The organism is Bradyrhizobium sp. USDA 4532, from assembly GCF_024171315.1.
GTDB classification, from domain to species: Bacteria; Pseudomonadota; Alphaproteobacteria; order Rhizobiales; family Xanthobacteraceae; genus Bradyrhizobium; species Bradyrhizobium australafricanum.
The window spans coordinates 3515564-3533579 of the sequence record NZ_JALJZN010000001.1; the positions used below are offsets into that span (position 1 = coordinate 3515564).

General features: G+C 64.9%; 15 protein-coding genes. 8 read left to right on the top strand and 7 right to left on the bottom strand.

What is annotated here, in order from left to right; genetic code table 11:
- Window positions 1–314: 314 nt before the first annotated feature.
- From J2R76_RS16625 to J2R76_RS16635, 3 genes are all read right to left on the bottom strand, one after another.
- Window positions 315–1244, bottom strand: coding sequence for a hypothetical protein (locus J2R76_RS16625; RefSeq protein ID WP_156436369.1), 930 nt, complete (start codon window positions 1242–1244; stop codon window positions 315–317).
- Between the two features lie 246 nt (window positions 1245–1490).
- Window positions 1491–2612: an amino acid ABC transporter permease gene (locus tag J2R76_RS16630; protein ID WP_057018832.1), complete on the bottom strand. Its 1122-nt coding sequence runs from the start codon at window positions 2610–2612 to the stop codon at window positions 1491–1493.
- Window position 2613: 1 nt separating this feature from the next.
- Window positions 2614–3801 carry an ABC transporter permease subunit gene (locus J2R76_RS16635; RefSeq protein WP_028339572.1) on the bottom strand — a complete coding sequence of 396 codons (1188 nt, stop codon included), beginning with the start codon at window positions 3799–3801 and terminating at the stop codon, window positions 2614–2616.
- Window positions 3802–3956: 155 nt separating this feature from the next.
- Here J2R76_RS16635 and J2R76_RS16640 point away from each other — a divergent pair, with 155 nt between their 5' ends.
- The 4 genes from J2R76_RS16640 (at window position 3957) to J2R76_RS16655 (ending at window position 8085) form a co-directional block, all read left to right on the top strand.
- Window positions 3957–4832, top strand: a complete 876-nt coding sequence (locus J2R76_RS16640; protein ID WP_253624207.1) for a MurR/RpiR family transcriptional regulator — start codon at window positions 3957–3959, stop codon at window positions 4830–4832.
- Between the two features lie 5 nt (window positions 4833–4837).
- Window positions 4838–6193: an aspartate aminotransferase family protein gene (locus tag J2R76_RS16645; RefSeq protein ID WP_253624208.1), complete on the top strand. Its 1356-nt coding sequence runs from the start codon at window positions 4838–4840 to the stop codon at window positions 6191–6193.
- A gap of 85 nt (window positions 6194–6278) precedes the next feature.
- Window positions 6279–7289 carry an amino acid ABC transporter substrate-binding protein gene (locus tag J2R76_RS16650; protein ID WP_229190959.1) on the top strand — a complete coding sequence of 337 codons (1011 nt, stop codon included), beginning with the start codon at window positions 6279–6281 and terminating at the stop codon, window positions 7287–7289.
- A gap of 163 nt (window positions 7290–7452) precedes the next feature.
- On the top strand, window positions 7453–8085 hold the full coding sequence (locus J2R76_RS16655; RefSeq protein ID WP_057018837.1) for an aspartate/glutamate racemase family protein: 633 nt from the start codon (window positions 7453–7455) through the stop codon (window positions 8083–8085).
- A 169-nt stretch (window positions 8086–8254) separates the two neighbouring features.
- Here the strand turns inward: J2R76_RS16655 and J2R76_RS16660 are convergent, their stop codons facing one another.
- The gene (locus tag J2R76_RS16660; RefSeq protein ID WP_253624209.1) at window positions 8255–9589 is read right to left on the bottom strand and encodes an MFS transporter; all 1335 of its coding nucleotides are present in this window, start codon (window positions 9587–9589) and stop codon (window positions 8255–8257) included.
- Between the two features lie 330 nt (window positions 9590–9919).
- Between J2R76_RS16660 and J2R76_RS16665 the strand changes: the two genes are divergently transcribed.
- Window positions 9920–11119: a multidrug effflux MFS transporter gene (locus J2R76_RS16665; RefSeq protein ID WP_256521636.1), complete on the top strand. Its 1200-nt coding sequence runs from the start codon at window positions 9920–9922 to the stop codon at window positions 11117–11119.
- A 324-nt stretch (window positions 11120–11443) separates the two neighbouring features.
- On the opposite strand, the gene J2R76_RS16670 is transcribed toward J2R76_RS16665, so the two are convergent.
- Window positions 11444–11869, bottom strand: coding sequence for a DUF983 domain-containing protein (locus J2R76_RS16670; RefSeq protein WP_057018899.1), 426 nt, complete (start codon window positions 11867–11869; stop codon window positions 11444–11446).
- A 135-nt stretch (window positions 11870–12004) separates the two neighbouring features.
- On the opposite strand from J2R76_RS16670, the gene J2R76_RS16675 reads away from it, so the two are divergent.
- Together J2R76_RS16675 and J2R76_RS16680 are read left to right on the top strand one after the other, a co-directional pair.
- Entirely contained in the window at window positions 12005–13342 is a 1338-nt protein-coding gene (locus J2R76_RS16675; RefSeq protein WP_253624211.1) for a PLP-dependent aminotransferase family protein, read from the top strand.
- Between the two features lie 164 nt (window positions 13343–13506).
- Window positions 13507–14748: a serine hydrolase gene (locus J2R76_RS16680; protein WP_253624212.1), complete on the top strand. Its 1242-nt coding sequence runs from the start codon at window positions 13507–13509 to the stop codon at window positions 14746–14748.
- A 108-nt stretch (window positions 14749–14856) separates the two neighbouring features.
- Here the strand turns inward: J2R76_RS16680 and J2R76_RS16685 are convergent, their stop codons facing one another.
- Window positions 14857–15060, bottom strand: a complete 204-nt coding sequence (locus J2R76_RS16685; protein ID WP_141342433.1) for a hypothetical protein — start codon at window positions 15058–15060, stop codon at window positions 14857–14859.
- A gap of 178 nt (window positions 15061–15238) precedes the next feature.
- Here J2R76_RS16685 and J2R76_RS16690 point away from each other — a divergent pair, with 178 nt between their 5' ends.
- Window positions 15239–16234: a hypothetical protein gene (locus tag J2R76_RS16690; RefSeq protein ID WP_253624213.1), complete on the top strand. Its 996-nt coding sequence runs from the start codon at window positions 15239–15241 to the stop codon at window positions 16232–16234.
- Window positions 16235–16758: 524 nt separating this feature from the next.
- Here J2R76_RS16690 and J2R76_RS16695 read toward each other — a convergent pair.
- Window positions 16759–17991, bottom strand: coding sequence for a rhodanese-like domain-containing protein (locus tag J2R76_RS16695; RefSeq protein WP_253624214.1), 1233 nt, complete (start codon window positions 17989–17991; stop codon window positions 16759–16761).
- Between the last annotated feature and the right edge of the window lie 25 nt (window positions 17992–18016).

An 18016-nucleotide genomic window follows, 5' to 3' on the forward strand; every position in this document is an offset into this window, starting at 1 on the left:
GGGCCGAACCAAATCAACAAATCAACGGCAGCATTTGCGTTCAGTCCAGATCGAACGATGCCCGCGCGAACAATGATTTCTGTCATCGCGCGCGCTCGCGAATCCAATGGCGCTCAAGATAAGTTACGGGCGGAACATCGCCTAGTGCACTCTGTGCCAGCCGCGCCTTTGCGCCAACCATCGGCCAAGTCTTGGTTGCCGCATCGTTAAAACCAGAACAGGCCGCTCCAGAAATCAAAGCACACGGCTGCGGATGCGAACAGGCCGGCACCGAAGGATGCAGCATGTGAGGGAGGCAAGCGAGCGATGGGCCGCTATTGTGAAAACGCCCAGTAAAGGTGCTTCTCGTCTTCCGACAACAGCCTCACATGATTGATAAAGTCCCAGACCATTTCTCCGAAGGCACTGCCGCCGCCCTGGCTCGACTTGGCGGATACCATATCGAGCTCGTACCAGCCCCTGTACATTTCCTCGTCGATGCCTTCCAAGCGGTCCTTCATGGCCTGAGCATTGAAAGCGCCGCAAGATTCGGTGAACAGGCTTCTGACCGGATGGATTTGCCACATGCCGCGATGGCGCTCTTCGCTGCCCTGCTGCCCGTAGACACCCGACTCTCCACTGAACGGAAACGCGCCGCGCGTCGCCTTGATCATCTCGCGGCGCTTGGCGTTGCCTTCCTTGATGTCGACATACACCGATATGACCATATCGTTGTAGTACCAGAGGTCCAGGCACGCCGGATATCCAGCGTTCAGGATCACTTGCACGAGCTTTTTGATACGCTGCCCCTTGTAGCCCTTCATGCCCTGCGCAAGCGCAAGCAGGCGCATCAGAAACGTCTTGGCATCATTTGGAGTCCAGACGCAGATATCCTCGGCCTCGAAATCGATCGGATCATGATCGACGGGCGGGATGTAGATGATGCCGGGATTGGCCGAATTGCTGAACATCCAATTGTTGCCGCTAGGGCTGACCTTGACGCATCCCACATAGTGGCTGAGGTACCAGTTCACGACATCGGGGTCGTCGGTCATGAAGTTGAAATAGATCAGCTCCTTGACTCCGACACTGAACTTCTCGGCGACGGTGTGCCAGTCTTCCTGAGGCCGGGTATCTCCCGGTCGGACGGGCCCGTGGGGCCGGTAGGGAATGCCGCCTTGCATCAATCCCCAATTGCGTGGGACGGGCATGCCCTTTGGCGGTCGCTCGATCGGGTGAGGCGAGCGTTTCGGGGGCGCCATCATCGATCTCCTCATATGCGGCGTGATCGCATCACATGAGTGCAAGTTGCCGCTGCCGGGGTTCACACACTCACGGAGATGTTTTCCACTTTCTCAAGCTTGTCCGGATGGGGCATATCAGGTTCCGCGCAAAGCGGATCGATCCATCACGGCAGGCTCCAAAAACGTCCCATGCGACGAAGGAAAATGCGATGCGACCCAGACAAACGCATAGAGGTCGAGGCTTCGCGCTCGAACGTGATCACCACCTCAGCCGTGCGCGCGCTGCGCCTCGAGGCCGCGGCTGTAGCGCGACATCGCAAAGCAGAACACGAAGTAGATCACGCCGACGAACACATAGACCTCGACGCTGAAGGCCTGCCAGGCCGGATCGACGATCGCGGTCTTGGCGGTGGTCAAGAGATCGAAGATGCCGATGATCAGGACCAGGCTGGTGTCCTTGAAGAAGGCGATGAAGGTGTTGACCAGCGGCGGGATGACGTGGCGGATCGCCTGCGGCAGCACGATCAGCGCGTTCTTCTCCCAGTAGGACAGCCCGAGCGCGTCGGCGGCCTCATATTGTCCGCGCGGCACCGCCTGCAGACCGCCGCGCACCACTTCCGCAAGATAGGCGCCGGCATAGAGGATGAAAGCGATCTGGGCGCGCAGCAGTTTGTCGATGTTGACGCCGTCGGGCATGAACAGCGGAAACATGACGCTCGCCATGAACAACAGGCTGATCAGCGGCACGCCGCGGATCAGCTCGACATAGAGCACGCAGAGCGAGCGGATCGCCGGCAGCTTGGAGCGGCGGCCGAGCGCGACCAGGATTCCGAGCGGGAAGCCGAACGCCAATCCAAAAGTCGCCAGGATCAGCGTCACCGGCAGCCCGCCCCAGCGGTCCTGCGTGACAAAGGACATGCCGAGAAAGCCGCCCCACATCAGGCACCCGATCGCGATCAAGGCCGCAGCCCACAGCAGGAACAGCTCCTTGCGCCAGAAGCTGCGGCGGCTCGAGACCACGAACAGCGCAATGAAGATCACGACGGCGAGCGCCGGCCGCCACTGCTCGCTGAACGGATAGGTGCCGAACAGGATGAAGCGGTACTTCTCGGGGATCACCGCCCAGCAGGCACCGACGCCGCGCAGCGCGCGGCAGGCGCTGGTGTCGTTGCCCGAGACGATCCAGACCGCGTTGGCGATGCCCCATTGCCAGAGGCCGATGCACGCCTTGCCGAGCACGAACAGCAGCAGCAGCGTCATGATGCTCGACGTCACGGACGCGAACAGGTTGGCGCGCAGCCAGGCCACGATCTGGCCACCGAGCGTGCGCTGCGCGCGACGCCGGCCGATCGGCAGCGGATCCTGCGGGAGATGTGCGACCGAGCTCATGTCAGCGCTCCACCAGCGCGATCCGCGCGTTGTACCAGTTCATGAACAGGCTGATGCCGAGGCTGATGGTGAGGAACACCATCATGATCAGCGCGATCGACTCGATCGCCTGCCCGGTCTGGTTCAGCGTGGTGTTGGCGATCGAGACGATGTCCTGGTAGCCGACCGCGACCGCGAGCGACGAATTCTTGGTCAGGTTCAGATACTGGCTGGTCATCGGCGGGATGATGACGCGCAGCGCCTGCGGCAGCACGATGTGCTGCAGCACGAAGCTGCGCTTCAGCCCGAGCGCCTTGGCGGCGTCCGACTGGCCGCGCGGCACCGCCTGGATGCCGCTGCGCACGATCTCGGCGATGAACGCCGAAGTATACGTGACCAGCGCGATCAGCAGCGCGAAATATTCCGGCGCCAGGGTCAGCCCGCCGACGAAGTTGAAGCCGCGCAACTCGGGCAGCATGACGCTCCAGCTCGCACCCAGAAGCCACGACACCAGCGCCGGCAGCGCGATGATGAGGCCGAGCGCGTAGGGCCAGGCCGGCCGCGCCTTGCCATCGAGCATCTGCTGCGCGATCAGGCGGCGCCTGACGATGAGGAAGACGATCACGCCGGCGACCAGCGCAACGAGCGTCCAGCCATTGGCCTCATGCAGCGGCACCGACGGCAGCACCAGGCCGCGGTTGGACAGATAGACCCCGTCGACCGGCTTCCACGCCTGGCGCGCCGCCGGCAGGCCCTGCATCAGCACGTACCAGAACAACAGCTGCAACAGCAGCGGCAGGTCGCGCAGCACCTCGACATAGACGGCGGCGAGCCGCGCCAGCAGCCAGTTCGACGACAGCCGCGCGATACCGACCAGCGTGCCGATCACGGTCGCCAGCACGATGCCGATGACCGCGACGCGCAGCGTGTTGACGACGCCGACGATGAAGGCGCGCAGGTAAGTGTTCTTCGGCGTGTAGTCGATCCAGCTGTCGGCGATCGGCATGCCGGCTTCACGGCCGAGGAAGGCAAAACCGGTCGAGATGCGCCGCACCGAGAGGTTATGGACCGCGTTGGACCACAGCCAGGCGACGACGGCGACTGCGATGGCGACCACCAGGATCTGCCAGAACAGGCCCGCGACGCGGGGATCGCTGAGCGAAAGCCGCCAGGGCCGGGCGGGAGGGCGTTTCGGCGTCGATGTCGTCACAGCACAAGGACCCCAGTGAGAAGCGATCTTCTGCCATGCGCAAGAGCGTTTTCGAGCGAAGTGGATACCCGGTTCGCGTGAAGAAGACGCGTCAACCTCAAATCCTGCGCGCGTCATATGTTGCACCAATTTAATATTTGTGCAACATATGTTTCATGGCCCAGGCCCAGCCGAAACCATCGCCCCTGAACGAATTGTGCAGCGCACTGCCGTCGCTGCCGATGCGCTTGCAGGAGGTCGGCCGGTTCGTCGCCGCCAATGATTACGACGCCACCACCCGCTCGATGCGCGAGCTCGCTTCCGTCGCCGGCGCCGATCCTGCCTCATTCACCCGTCTTGCCAAGGCGCTCGGCTATTCCGGCTGGGACGAATTGCGCGCCGCGCTCACCGAGGCGCGCCGGCCGGCGCAGGGCTCGCCGTTCTCCGGCCGCGCCAGGAGCCGCCGCGCCGGGCCGAATGCCGATGTCAAACTGGTGCACGACAAATTGGAGGCCGAGGCCGCGGGCCTTGCGCGGATTTCAGCGAGCGCGATCGCGGAAGCCGCGCGTGGGCTGCACTCCGCTGACAGGATCTGGATATCGGGGTTTCGCAGCTGCCGCAGCGTCGCGGAACTGCTGACCTATCAGCTTCGCCTGTTCCGCCCCGATGCCGTGCAACTGGTCGGCGGCTCCGGCCCGTTCGATCTCGACCACGGCGCCTTCCGCTCAGGCGACACCGTGGTCGTGATCGGCTTTGCGCCCTACACCCTGGTCAGCGTCGAGACGGCGCGCGCGGCGCATCAGGCGCGCGCCGCGCTGATCGCGATCGCCGACACCATCACAGCTCCGATGGCCGAAGGCGCCGATCATCTGCTGCTGTTCGAGGCCGCCTCCTCCCCCGGCTTCTTCCCGAGCCTGACCGGCGCGATCGCAGTCGCCCAGTCGCTGGCGGCCGTCGCTTTCACGCTGGGCGGCGCGAGCGCAAAACGCAAGCTGGAGGAGACCGAGGGCCGGCTTGCCGAGATGTCGCAATATTTCGTCGAGAAAGGATGACTGTCATGGCAGCCAACAAGAGCCGCGTGATGCATCGCAGCCTGCGCGAGACCCCGCCGAAAGCGGTCGGCGGCGACGGCGTCTGGCTGATCGCGGAGGATGGCCACCGCATTCTCGATTCCTCCGGCGGCGCCGCGGTGTCCTGCCTCGGCCATCAGCATCCGCGCATCCTGGCCGCGATCGCCAAGCAGGCTTCGAAGATCGCCTATGCCCATACCGGCTTCTTCTCCTCCGAGCCCGCGGAAGAGCTCGCCGAGCGGCTGGTCGGCCACGAGCCCGGCGGCCTCGGCTATGTCTATTTCGTCAGCGGCGGATCGGAGGCGATCGAGGCCTCGATCAAGCTGGCGCGGCAATATTTCATCGAGCGCGGCGAGCCGAAGCGTGCCCGCTTCATCGCGCGCCGCCAGAGCTATCACGGCAATACGCTCGGCGCGCTGTCGGCCGGCGGCAATGCCTGGCGTCGCGAGCCCTACGCGCCGCTGCTGTCGCCCTCGTTCAGCCATGTCACGCCGGCCTTCGCCTATCACGAGAAGCGCGACGATGAATCGGAGGCGGCATTCGTGGCGCGCCTTGCCGCCGAGCTCGAAGCCGAATTCCAGCGGCTCGGCCCCGATACAGTCGCGGCGTTCATCGCCGAGCCCGTGGTCGGCGCCACCGCCGGCTGCGTGCCTGCGCCAGAGGGTTACTTCAAGGCAGTGCGCGAGATCTGCAACCGCCACGGCGCGCTGTTGATCCTCGACGAGGTGATGTGCGGCATGGGCCGCACCGGCACGCTGCACGCCTGGGAGCAGGAAGGCATCTCGCCCGACATCCAGGCGATCGCCAAGGGGCTCGGCGGCGGCTATCAGCCGATCGGCGCGATGCTTGCCAGCGGCACGATCGTCGACACGGTGCGCGACGGCTCCGGCGCGTTCCAGCACGGCCACACCTATCTGGCGCATCCGCTCGCCTGCGCCGCCGCGCTCGAAGTGCAGAAGGTGATCGCTGAGGAGAAGCTGCTCGACCAGGTCAAGGAGCGCGGCCGCCAGTTCGAGCAGCGGCTCACCGAACGGTTCGGCAATCATCGCCATGTCGGCGACATCAGGGGCCGCGGCCTGTTCTGGGGTATCGAGCTGGTCGCCGACCGTGCCACGCGGCAGCCGTTCGATCCCAAGCTGAAGCTGCATCAGCGGATCAAGTCCGCGGCCTTCGCCGGCGGGCTCGGCTGCTATCCGTCGGGCGGCACCGCCGACGGCCAGCGCGGCGATCACGTGCTGCTCGCCCCGCCCTATATCGCGACTTCCGGCGACATCGACATGATCGTCGAACGGCTAGGCGCCGCGTTGGACAGCGCGCTGAAGGATATTGGTCACGGAGCATGATCCGGAAAAACGGGCACCGGTTTTCCCGCGATAAACGCGAAGCGTTCGCGCAGGGATCATGCTCAAACGTTAGGAGGAGGAAAGCATGCTGAGGGTTATCATCACTCTAACCGTTCTCGCCGCGGGCATCGCGGGCGCGAGCGCGGCGACGCTCGACACCGTCAAGCAGCGCGGCACGTTGGTGTGCGGCGTCTCGACCGGCTTTGCCGGATTCTCGGCGCCGGATTCGCAAGGCAACTTCAAGGGCCTCGACGTCGACTATTGCCGTGCGCTTGCCGCCGGCGTGCTCGGCGATCCCGCCAAGGTGCGCTACGTCGCGCTGACCGCGCAGAACCGCTTCACCGCGCTGCAGTCGGGCGAGATCGACGTGCTCTACCGCAACTCGACGCAGACTTTTCTGCGTGGCACTACGCTTGGGCTGCGGCAGGGACCGGTCAATTTCTACGACGGTCAGGGCTTTGTCGTGAAGAAGGACCTCGGCGTGAAGGAACTGAAGGACCTCAAGGGCGCCACCGTGTGCGTCGCCCAGGGCACCACGCATGAAGTGACGCTCGGCGACTACGGCCGCGCCAACGGCATCGACTGGAAGCCGCTGGTGTTCGACCGCGTCGACACCATGTACCAGACCTTCTTCGGCGGCCGCTGCGATGCCATGACCCAGGATGCTTCCGCGCTCGCCGGCGCGGTCGCGACCGCAGCCCCGAAGGCCGATGACTACGTCGTGCTGCCGCAGACCATCAGCAAGGAGCCGCTCGGCCCGTTCACCCGCAACGGCGACGAGGTCTGGAGCGACATCATCACCTGGCTGCATTACGGCCTGATCGAGGCCGAAGAGCTCGGCGTCACCCAGGCCAATGCCGACGAGATGGCGAAGTCGCAGGTCCCGGCGATCCAGCGCCTGCTCGGCGCGTCGGGCGATCTCGGCTCGCGCCTCGGCCTCGACAACAAATGGCTGCTCGCCGCGATCAAGGCCGGCGGCAATTACGGCGAAATCTTCGAGCGCAATGTCGGCAAGGCCAGCCCCTTGAAGCTCGAGCGCGGCCTCAACGCCACCTGGAGCAAGGGCGGGTTGATGTACGCAATTCCGTTCAAGTGACCGAAGTTACCTCGCCCCGCCTGCGGGGAGAGGTCGGATTGCGAAGCAATCCGGGTGAGGGGGCGCCTCCGCATACCGTCCTCTCACCTGTTACGACGATAGAGCCCCTCACCCCAACCCTCTCCCCGCGAAAGAGCGGGGAGAGGGAGAGCAAGAAACATCGATGCGCATCACCCTGATTCACGCCCTGAAACACTCGATCGTGCCGATCGAAGCATCGTTCGCACGGCATTGGCCGGAGGCGCGGCTGATGAACCTGCTCGACGATAGCCTGTCGGCGGACCTCGCGCGCGACGGCAAGCTTGACGAGCGCATGACCGAGCGATTTCTGACCATGGGCCGCTATGCGGCAAGCACCGGCGCCAATGGCATCCTGTTCACCTGCTCGGCGTTCGGGCCGTGCATCGAGGCGGTGGCGCGCGCGCACGCGCCGATGCCGGTGCTGAAGCCGAACGAGGCGATGATCGAGCAGGCGGTGGCGAAGGGCAAGCGGATCGGCCTGCTCTCGACCTTCCCGCCGACGCTGGTGTCGATGCCGCCGGAATTTCCGCCACAGGTCACGCTGGTGCCGAAACTTGCCGATGGCGCGCTGGCAGCGCTCGACCGCGGCGACCGCGCCGAGCATGACCGCATCGTCGTCGAGGCGTCCAAGGAGCTGCGCAACTGCGACCTGATCGCGCTCGCGCAGTACAGCATGGCGCCGGCGGCCGAGCGCGTCGCCGAAGTCACCGGCCGCGAGGTGCTGACGACACCTGATAGCGCGGTGCTGAAGCTAAAGGCGATGCTGGGGGTTTGATCTCCGTCATTGCGAGCCACCCGGTCGGCGCGAAGCGCCGCCGGATGACAGGCTCCGCGAAGCAATCCATTTCACCGCATACGCGGATCGATGGATTGCTTCGTCGCTTCAGCGCAAAATTGCTTCGCAGTTTTGTCGCGAGCTCCTCGCAATGACACAAGGTCGCGGCTCACGCCCCCGCGTCGTGCACGTTCAGATCGACGCCTTGCGGATCCCTAATTGTCGACACCGTGATGAGCGAGATCAGCGACAGCACCGCGATGTAGACGCCGACGCGCCAGGACTGGCCGTAGGTGCCGATGATCCATTGCGCGATCATCGGCGCGAAGGCGCCGCCGAAGATGGCGCCGAGCGCATAGCCGATCGAGACGCCGGAATAGCGCACCTTGGCCGGAAACAGCTCGGCATAGAGCGCCGCCTGCGGGCCATAGGACAGGCCGAGCGCGATGGTGAGCCCGACCGCGCTGACGAAGAACAGCAAGAGGTTCTTGCTGTCGATCAGGAACCACATCGGCACCGCCCACAGCACCATCAGGGTGTAGCCGATCTGGAAGCAGCGCACGCGGCCCATTTTGTCGCCGAGGATGCCGCCGAGCAGCGTGAAGATGAACCAGCTGACCGCCGCGAGCGTGCCGATCAGCAGCAGCTGCTCGGACGGCATCTTCAGCGTGTTGGCGCCGTAGCTGATGATGAACGCGATCAGGATGTAGCCGGCTGCATTGTTGGCCATGAAGATCAACGCGGTGCGCAGTATCTCCTTGCTGTGATTGCGCATCAGGTCGCGCAGCGGTGCAGAGGATTCCTTGTGCCGCCGCTGCATCGCCTGGAACACCGGAGACTCTTCGACCGTGCGGCGGATCACGATACCGACGACGATCAGCACGATCGAGAGCAGGAACGGAATCCGCCAACCCCATTCGATCATCGCCTGCTTGCCAAGCGTCGCGGTGAGCACCCACAACACGCCGGTCGCCAGGATCATGCCGAGCGGCGTGCCGATCTGCGGGAACGAGCCGAAGAAGCTGCGCTTGTCGACGGGCGCCGATTCCACCGCCATCAGCGCCGCGCCGCCCCACTCGCCGCCGGCCGAGAAGCCTTGCAGGATGCGCAGGAGAATAAGGAGTGCCGGCGCCCAGGCACCGATCTGCGCGTAGGTCGGCAGCAGGCCGACCAGCGCGGTCGCCGCCCCCATCAACAGCAGCGTGACGACCAGCATGTTCTTGCGCCCGAAGCGGTCGCCGAGATGGCCGCAGACGATGGCGCCTAACGGGCGGAACAGGAATGAGAGGCCGAGCGTCGCGAACGAGACGATCTGCGCCAGCAGCGGATTGTTCGCGTTCATCGGCGCGAAGAACAGCGCGCCGAACACCAGGCCCGCCGCCTGGGCGTAGACGAAGAAGTCGTACCACTCGATGGTGGTGCCGACGAGCGTTGCAGTGAGGACCTTGCGCTCCTCATCCGACAGTTCAGCGCCGCGCGAGCGCGCGGACAGTTCGATGGACATGTCGCCTCCCCAAAACCCGTTCTTGAACCTGTTCTTGGCCGCGCGGGCGTGGTCGGCGGCGATGCGCCTGCCCCGCACGGATGCTGGGCCCGGGATTAGCAGAGGTTTCCGCACCACACGAGCAAAATAGTTGCAACCGCAACGATATTCGGCGAATTGTGCTTTTGGCCCCGGTTCCCGACCCCGCTACCTCGACCGCGATCGGCGGGCAGCTATCCCGAAACGCCGATTGTGCATCGCAGCAAGATCGCTACGATGCAAGGATTCCCAAGAGGTTGCTAAGTGTCTGACATCAATGCCGATGCCTGGGTTTCCTCAGGCCACCGCCCGATGGGCTTTCCGGAATTCATCGTCGTCATCGCCTCGATCATGGCGCTGAACCCGCTGGCGATGGACATGATGCTGCCGGCGCTGCCGAACATCCGCTCCGCGTTCCAGATCGCCGACGCCAACCGTCCGCAGATGGTGCTGTCGATCTTCCTGGTCGGCTTCGGCGTCGGCCAGTTCGTGATGGGCCCGCTATCGGACCGCTTCGGCCGCCGCCCGGTGCTGCTCGGCGGCATGACCGTCTACACCATCGCCGGCCTGCTCGCGATCATGGCGCCCTCGTTTGAGACGCTGCTGCTGGCGCGCGCGCTGCAAGGGCTCGGCACCGCGGCGACCCGCGTGATCGCAACCTCGATCGTGCGCGACTGCTACGCTGGACGGCGGATGGCGAGCGTGATGTCGCTGGCGATGATGGTGTTCATCGCAGTCCCCGTGATCGCGCCGTCATTCGGCCAGGCGGTGATGCTGCTGACGCACTGGCGCGGCATCTTCGTGCTGCTGATGATCTACGGCGTGATCGCGCTGGCCTGGAGCGCGATGCGGATGCCGGAGACGCTGCCGCTGGAATTGCGCAAGTCGCTGGCGATCCCGGAAGTGCTATCCGCGTTTCGCCAGACCGTCACCAATCGCCAGACGCTCGGCTACGCGCTCGCCGCCGGCGGCGTGCAGGGCTCGCTGTTTGCCTTCGTGTTCTCCTCGCAGCAGATCTTCACCGAGATCTTCAAGCTCGGGCATTACTTCCCGGTCGCCTTTGCGGCCTGCGCGGTCGGCGTCGCGATCGCCGGCTTCCTCAATTCGCGTATCGTCGGCCGCATCGGCATGCGGGTGATCTCGCACGCCGCGCTGACCGGCTTTGCCGTCGTCGCAGGCGCCCTGCTGCTGGCGGTGAAGACCGACACGCTGTCGCTGCCGCTGTTCATGGTGCTGTCGGGCCTGATGATGTTCGCGTTCGGGCTGATGATGGCGAATTTCACCGCGCTCGCGATGGAGCCGCAGGGCAAGATCGCCGGCACCGCCTCCTCGCTGTACGGCACGATCACGACGCTGCTCGGGATCGGCGTCGGCACCACGATCGGCCAGGATTACGACGGCACGCTGGCGCCGTTCGCGACCGGCTTCTTCCTCTGCACGCTGGCCGCGCTCGCCGTGGTCTTGGTGACGGAGAAGGGCCGGATGTTCCGGCCGCATCATCATCCGATTTGATTGATCCGTAGCCCGGATGCAGCGCAGCACAATCCGGGACGGTGTTACCTGCGCCACGAACCCCGGATTTCGCTGACCCTGTCATCGGGCGCGCGTTCGCGCGACCCGTTGGCTCCATCCGGGCTACAATTCTGACTGGTTGCATCACTGTAGCCCGCATGAGCGCAGCGATATGCGGGGCAACTGTTCCCGGATGTCGCTTCGCTCATCCGGGCTACAATTCTGACTGGTTACATCACTGTAGCCCGCATGAGCACAGCGATATGCGGGGCAACTGTTCCCGGATGTCGTTTCGCTCACCCGGGCTACGATTCTGAGATCGCGTCAGGCTTCGCGAGTCCGTCCGACGCTGCTTTGCGCCCGGGCGGGCGCCACCGCACGCCGCGTCGCCGCGAATCCCTCCATCCCCAGCTGCCACTGCAGGCCCACGATCGCGCCCTTGGTCGGCTGCAGCAGCGCGAGCGCGCTGAACAGCGTGAAGGGCAGCCAGATCGCCAGTTGCAGCCAGGCCGGCGGCGCGTAGTTCATCTCGAGCCACAGCAGCGCCGGCACCACGACGTGGCCGACCACGACGATCACGAGATAGGCCGGGAAATCGTCCGCGCGCTGCGGGGTGAAGTCCTCGCTGCAGACTTCACAGTGATCGGCGACCTTGAGGAAACGGCCGAACAGATGGCCACGCCCGCAGTTCGGGCACTTCATGGTGAAGCCGCGCCACATCGCCTTTGGCAGGGAAACCGTCTCGGTCATCGTCGTTTTCCTTTCGCCGTCGTCCTTGACCTGATCTGGATGATCCATACAATATGCATTCGAGCACCTACAATCAAAGACAAAGCGTCGAATTGCATGGATTGGATCCCTACAGTTTCGGAATGGCACGGCCCGATGTTTCTGCGCATCGTCGATGCGCTGGCCGCCGACATCGCGAGCGGCCGGCTGGTGCGCGGCCAGCGGCTGCCGACCCATCGCGCGCTGGCGTCAGCGCTCGATATCGATCTGACCACGGTGACTCGCGCCTATGGCGAGGCGCGGCGGCGCGGACTGCTCGACGCCCGTGTCGGCCAGGGTACGTTCGTCTCGGAGACCACCGCGCGCGCCGCGTCCGACCTGCCCGCGCCCGTCAACATCGACCTGTCGATGAACCTGCCGCCGCAGCCGGTCGAGGCCAATCTCGACCTGCGCATCGCGCAGGGACTTGCGACCATCCGCTCCGAAGCCGGGTTCTCCGCCTATCTCGGCTACACGCGTCCGGGCGGCACCACTGCGGAGCGCGAGGCCGGCGCCGCATGGCTCGCGCCGCGGGTGCCGCAGGCCTCGGCCGACCGCATCGTGATCTATCCGGGTTCGCAGGCGATCATCTTCAACACGCTGCTGGCGCTGACATCGCCGGGCGATGTCGTGGTGACGGAGGCGTTGACCTTTCCCGGCATCAAGGCCGCGGCGGCGCGGCTCGACGTCCGCCTGGTCGGGGTTGCGATGGACGCCGAGGGCGCGCGGCCCGACGCGCTCGACGAGGCCTGCCGCAAGCACAAGCCGAAGGCGGTCTATCTGGTGCCGACGCAGCAAAACCCGACCACGGCGACGATGAGCGCGATCAGACGCAAGGCGATCGCCGATATCATCAGCAAGCGCGGCTGCGTCCTGATCGAAGACGACGTCTACGGGCCGCTCGAACCGCAAATGGCGCCGATCGCTACGCTCATTCCGGAGCGCACCTACTACGCCGCGAGCATCGCAAAATGCATCGCGCCCGCCTTGCGCGTCGCCTATCTCCTGGCGCCCGATGCCGCCGCCGAGCAGCGCATGCGCGCCGGCATGCAGGCCACCATGCAGATGCCGCCATCGCTGATGGTCGCGCTGGTCACGCAATGGCTGCGTTCCGGCGTCGCCGCCGACATCATCCGCGCCATCCGCAACGAGGCCGCGGCGCGCCAACAGCTCGCGGCCCGCTTCCTCAAAGGCGTCAGCTATGCGGCGCGGCCGGCGAGCCACCATCTCTGGATGCCGCTGCCGAAACATTTCGACGGCACCGACCTGCTGTCGCATCTGATGCGCAACGGTCTCGCCGTGGTCGGCGAAGACGCCTTTGCGGCGGGCGAAGCCGCGCCGCGCGGCCTGCGCGTGTCGCTGGGCGCCGCGCGCAACCGCGCCGAACTGAGCCAGGCGCTGCAGGTGCTGTCGAATGCGGTGCGCACGCCCGTCGGCGCTACCCAAATCGTATGATTCCGGCGATCGCCGGGAATAAACTCGCTCCAAAATGATTATGGTGCGCGGGAGCGCGCGCCGCTAAAACTCTGCGCTCAGGGCATCAGGCAGGGGCAGGCTTTTCAATGTCACGCGGATATGATCGGGCAGTCCACCGTGCTGTGCTGACGCTTCGCGGAGCAATGACCGCGATCGGTTGTCTTGCAGTTGTCATATCAGGCGCGGCGCGCGCCTCCGATGCCCCTGCCCCGGTGCCGGAAAAACTCGAACGCATCACCGCATTCTTCGACAACGAGGTTGCGACAGGAAAAATTCCGGGCGCGGTCATCCTGATCCAGCAGCACGGCAAGCCGGTCTACCTGAAGACCTTCGGCTATCGCGACGTCACGACCAAATCGCCGATGCGGCCCGACACGATGTTCGCGCTGCATTCGATGACCAAGCCGATCACCAACTCCGCCGCGATGATGCTGGTCGACGAGGGCAAGCTGTCGCCGCAGGACCCGCTGTCGAAATACATTCCGGCTTTCGCCGACGTGAAGGTCGCCATTGAACCGGACGGTGGAAACGATCCGGCCAAGGTTGAGCTGGTGCCGCCGATCCGGCCGGTGACCATTGAAGATATCATGCGGCACACTTCGGGCATCACCTACGAATATATCGGTGCCGACTGGATCCAGAAGATCTACCGCGCAGGACATCTGTTCGACGGCAAGTTCGACAACGAGGAATTCGTGGCGCGGCTAGCCAAGCTGCCGCTGTCGCGGCAGCCGGGCACGCTGTGGCGCTACGGCCATTCCACCGACGTGCTCGGCCGGGTGATCGAGATCGTCTCGGGCAAGACGCTCTATCAGTTCGAGAAAGAGCGCCTGTTCGATCCCCTGAAGATGAACGACACCAGATACGTGCTCGATGCGGAGACCGAACGGACAAGGCTCGCGGAGCCGCTGCCCTCGGACACCATCCTGATCGAGGGCGAGAACGACCGGCGCGCGCATCCGGAATGGGAATCCGGCGGCGGCGGCCTGGTATCGACCATCCTCGATTATGCGCGCTTCGCGCAGATGCTGCTCAACGGCGGCGAGCTGGACGGCAAGCGCTATCTCAACCCCGCAGCCTTCAAGACCATGACGACGGACCATATCGGGCCGGGCTCCGGTGTCGGCCGCGACTACTGGTACTTTCCCGGCGACGGCTTCGGCTATGGCTACGGCATCGCCGTGCGCACCGATCCCGGCATTGCCAAGCCACCACCGCCCGGCTCGATCGGCGAGTTGAAATGGGACAGCGGCAGCGGCACCTATTTCGGCGTCGATCCGAAGCTCGACATGATCTACATCATGCTCGAGCAGACCCAGAACGAGCGCCAGCGCATTACGCCCGCGTTCCGCAAGCTGGTCTACGACGCGTTCAGCCCGGATTGAGTTCCCACCGTCATTGCGAGCGCAGCGAAGAATCCATGTCTCCGCATGGGGATAGATGGATTGCTTCGTCGCTTACGCTCCTCGCAATGACGCGGAAACCTTCCCGCCTTACGACTTGCGCCGAACCGGTTCCTGCCTGCGCCGTGCTGCGGCCGCGATCAGGCTCGCGGTGCATTCGTCGCAGACGAACGCACACCCGTCCGTAAACAGGCCGACCCGTGCATCGAGGCCGATCGCATCGTCGTCGACGATTCCATCGATGATGCCACCGCAACACACGCATTGGTGGTGCGACGCCAATTCCCGTTCCATGACGCGCTCTCCAGCGGACGCTGCTTCCCTCACGCTATATACTATCGTATATATCGCGACGACAAGGCAGGCGGGTGAACAATCCGGTCGGGAACCCTGCAGACAACAACCATCGACCGGAGACGATCGCCAAGAAAATCCTGCCTGGTCCAACCAGGTTCATCGAGGAAACGCGATCATGATAAAAAACAATGGCGCCGCGGGACGTCCGCGCGCAACGGGAGAACTGCTCGAGATCCGCCGCGCATCGCTAGCGGCCATCATCCTTGCGCTCGGTGCAGCCGGCGCAGTGCGCGCCGAAACAGCTGCGGTCGGCGTTCCCGACAAGAGTTTTCCGGAGAGCGTGACCTCGACTTCCGACGGGACGCTCTACGTCGGCAGCTTCAACCATGGCGGCGTGACGAAGATCTCGGGCGGCAAGGCCGAGCAGCTGGTCAAGCCGGGCGCCGCCGACAGCCGCTCGACGCTGGGCGTGCTCGCCGACGAGAAGAGCGGCACGCTCTATGTTTGCTCCAACGACATCAGCGCTATGGGCGTGGCGGGGCCGAGCGACACCAAGGGCGCCTGGCTGAAGACCTTCGATCTCAAGAGCGGCGCGCCGAAGGGCAGCTTTGCCCTGAGCGATCCGAAATCGTTCTGCAACGACATCGTGGTCGGGGCCGACGGCACCGCCTATGTGAGCGATTCCTTTGCGCCGTTCGTTTATAGCCTGAAACCCGGCAGCACGGCGCTGGCGACGTTCGCGACCGATCCGCAGCTCGCGCCCGCCAAGGACGGCGTCGGGCTCGACGGCATCGCGATCGGCGCCAACGGCAATCTTTATGTCACGACCTTCATTCCGGCAAAACTGTTCAAGATCGAGATGAAGGACGGCAAGGCGGGCGCGGTGACCGAGTTGAAGCCGTCGCGGCGGCTCGACCACGCCGACGCGTTGCGTGCCCATGGCGGCAGCTTCCTGCTGATCGAGGGCAACGGCAAGCTCGACAAGGTCACGGTGAAGGGCAGCGAGGCTACCATCGACACCATCAAGGATGGCCTCGCCGAGCCGGTCTCGGTGACGCAGGTCGGCGATGTCGGCTGGGTCGCCGAGGGCAAGCTGTCCTACGTGATCGGCGACAACAAGGGCAAGGACCCCGGCCCGTTCAAGCTGACGCCGGTGGCGTTGCCGAAGTAGCGGCGGGCTGGGTTATGCTTCGCAGCAAACTCGGTGTATCTCCCCGGCTTGCGGGGTCGAGACGAGCGAAGCTCGCTGTTAGGTCGGGTCGCATCGATAGATGCGATCCGACTCCTCACGGCGTTCGTGCTTAAAGGCCGCGCCGTACTGGATGCCTGTGCGGGGTATGGCACCGGAGAGATGAGAGCCCGCGGCTCCCTCCAACACGTCGTCCCTGCCTAGTGCGCAATTGCGCACGGGAGCAGGGACCCATACTCCGCGGCGGACCTTGTTGAAGGAATTCGTCGTTCCAGCATCGCCCAGCAATTGGCATTTGTGGTTATGGGTCCCTGCTTTCGCAGGGACGACCATGCCGGCACGATTTCTGAATAATGGAAAAATACCACTGATTTGCCCGACGAGTCAAGTTGCCGTGTCCGCCGGCAGCCACCGGCTCCTTTGCATGGGGTTGTTTTCGATATTTTGGCAGTGCGCCCCTGCGTCTCGGCACCGATGCGGTCGCCCCGCCGTCACCACGTCATCCGCTAGATCACATAGAACCCGTGCGTGCCGTCGCGGCGCAGCTGCTCGACGAGGCCGTACTCCCAATCGAGATAGGCCTGCATCGCCTGCTCCGCGACGCCGGTGCCCTCATAGGGTCGCCGGTAGCGGTGCGCGGGATCGGGCCGCGGCACGATGCGCGGCGGGCCGACTTCGAGCCGGCCGTCATAGCCGCCGCCGAGCACATAGACCTCCCAGCCCATCTGCGCGAGCCAGGACGCCGTCATGTCGGCGCGGATGTTTTTGTCGTCGCTCAGCACGATGCGCGCGCCGCGCACGGGCGCGGCCATGTCGATTTCCTGCACCAGCTGGCCGCCGGCATAGTGGCGGAAGCCGGCAAGGTGACCGGTCGTGTATTCCTCGGCATCGCGCACATCGAAGCGATACAGCGTACGGTGTGCGTCCTCGTCCAGCGCAGCGAGTTCATCGATCCCGATGTGACGGACGCCGGCGCGATAGGCGACGTCGCGCGCATTGTCGCCTGCGCCCTCGAACGGACCGATGCCGCCGCGCTTGCCGGCGCCGTGCTCGAGATCGTGCTTCGCCAGCGTCCAGCCGATCGTGCCGTTGCGCAGCGCCCGCACCTTGTTGGGCAGTCCGGCATTGATCAGCGACTGCGTGCCGATGATCGAGCGGGTGCGGCCGGCGCAGTTGACGATGATGGTGGTGTCGGGATCCGGCGCCGCGCCGCCGGCCCGCAGCACCAGCTCGGCGCCGGGCACGCTGACCGAGCCCGGGATGTTCATGGTGGCATATTCGTCGAAGCGACGGACATCGAGGATCGCGATGTTGGCCTTGTCCGAAATCAACGCGGCGACCTCGTCGGCACTCAGCGACGGCGTGTGCCTGCGCGACTCGACCAACTCGCCGAACGCCTTGGCGTAGGAATTGACATCCTCAAACACCTCGTAACCGGCCGCCTTCCAGCCTCCTAAGCCGCCGGCAAGCGCGGCGACATTGCCGTAGCCCAGCGCCATCAACTGCTCCACGGCGGCAGCGACCAGCCCCTCGCCATTGTCATAAAGAACGATCGGCACGTCCTTGCGCGGCAATCGCAGCTCGGCTTCGAGCGCGATCCGGCCGGCCGCCATGTTGGCGGCAAACAGCGGATGACCGGTGGCGAATTCCGCCTCATGCCTGACGTCGAGCAACGCGATCTCCCGACGCAGCAGCAGCGTTGCGCGGATGTCCTGGGGCGTGACGGAAGCAAGTGTCATGGAATGCTGGCCTGACAGAAGAAAA